Annotated in this window: 1 protein-coding gene; it reads left to right on the top strand. The window is 65.6% G+C overall.

The window, feature by feature from the left end; translation table 11 throughout:
- On the top strand, window positions 1-2,066 hold a 2,066-nt coding region (locus ACYVDE_RS21100), incomplete at both ends, for a WD40/YVTN/BNR-like repeat-containing protein (protein ID WP_460503507.1).

Here is a 2,066-nt window from a genome sequence, read left to right as displayed (position 1 = left end):
GCCGGCCTCGAAAGCGCCAGCTGGGTGGAGCGCGGCCCCAGCAACGTGGGCGGCCGGGTACTGGCCATGATTTTCGACCCGGCCGACGCCACCGGCAACACCCTGTTGGCGGGCACGGCCAACGGCGGCCTCTGGAAAATCAGCAACGCCACCAACGCCAGCACCTACACTTGGACCAACGTGAGCAGCGGCTTCAACAACCTGGCCGTTTCGGCCCTGGCGGCCGATGCCAGCACGACGCCGGCCACCTTCTACGCCGGTACCGGCGAGGGCTTCTACAACGCCGACGCCGTGCGCGGGGCCGGCATCTTCAAATCGACCGACGGCGGGGCCACCTGGGCGGTGCTGCCCGCCACGGCAAGCAGTCCCGATTTTCGGCAATGCCAGAAACTGGTGGTGCACCCGGTGACGCATGACGTGTACGCGGCCACCCGCACCGGCGGCGTGTACCGCAGCAAGGACCAGGGCGCGACCTGGACGCAGGTGCTGAACACCACCACCACCGCGGGGCCCTCGCTGAGCACGCGCGCGGCCGACATCGAAATTGCCGCCGACAACACCCTGTTCGTGTCGATGGGCCTCCTCCAATCCGACGGCATCTACCGCTCGGCCACGGGCGACGCCGGTTCGTGGACAAACCTCAACACCCTGGCCGGCTCGGGCCTGCCTGCGCCCTCGGGGGCTGCCTACCACCGCATCGAGTTGGCCTGCGCGCCCTCGGATGCCAACCGGCTGTTTGCCATTTTTCAGGACGCGAATACGTACGGCCTGCTCAACATCTACCGCTCGCTCGACAAGGGCAACACCTGGACGGCCATGTCGAAACCCGGCGGCGCCAGCTTCGACTACACCAGCGGGCAGGCCTGGTACGCGCTGGCCGCGGCCGTATCGCCAACCGACCCCGAGGTGCTGTACGTGGGCGGGCTCGACATCTACGCGACGGGCAATGCCTCGGCGGCCACGTCGACCTGGACCAAAAAATCGGTGTGGAGCAATGCCGTCACCGCCACCAACTACGTGCACGCCGACCACCACGTGTTCCTGTTTTTGCCGGGCTCGGGCACGCAGGCCATTTCGGGCAGCGACGGGGGCCTGGCCTACACGTCCACCGCGACGCCCGCCGCCTCAACCACCACGTTTTCGCAGCGCAACACCAATTTTAACGTTACGCAGTTTTACGCGGTGGCCATGCACCCCACCAACAACGACTATTTCCTGGCCGGCGCGCAGGACAACGGCACCCGGCAGTTTACGACGGCAGGCATCAATTCCACGCCTCAGGTGACGGGCGGCGACGGCGGCTACTGCGCCATCGACCAGGACGCGCCGGCCAACCAGATTACCAGCTACGTCTACAACCAGTATTACCGCACCACCAATTCGTTTAGCACCGCCGCCACCTCGTTTGCCCTCAACGCCAACACCGGCCAGTTTATCAACGCCTGGGACTACGACAGCAACCTGAACGTGCTGTACGCGGGCAACACCACCGATACCTATCTGGCTTGGCTGAATCCCCTCACGGCAAACAGTCTGAACAATGCCAAAAACAACACCATTCAACCCGCGCTGCCAACCGGCTCCGGCGACGTGGTCTTCGTTGGTATCGCGCCCCTCACGGGCAAGCGCATCTACCTGGGTACCGATGCGTCGGCCAACGGCAACGACGGAGGCGCGGCCTTCGTGGTGGATAATGCCAACACGACCTCGCCCACCGTTACCAAAATCTTCCCCGGCACGGTGAACACCGCTGTCTCGTGCGTGGCCGTCGACCCGGCCAACGAAGCCCACCTGCTGGTGACACTTTCCAACTACGGCGTGGTAAGCGTGTACGAAACCACCAACGCCAACGCTGCCACCCCCACCTGGACGGCGGTGGAAGGCAACCTGCCCGACATGCCCGTGCGCTGGGCCCTGTTCGACCCGCGCGGCACTTCGCGCGCGCTGCTGGCCACGGAAATGGGCGTGTATTCTACTGACAAGCTCAACGGCGCCAGCACCGTGTGGCGGCCCACCACCAACGGCCCGCTGAACGTGCGCGTCGACATGCTGCGCTACCGCCCGGG

The organism is Hymenobacter agri, assembly GCF_054778495.1.
The sequence above is the reverse complement of the archived record's forward strand: the minus strand, read 5'-3'. Positions and strand labels throughout refer to the sequence as shown.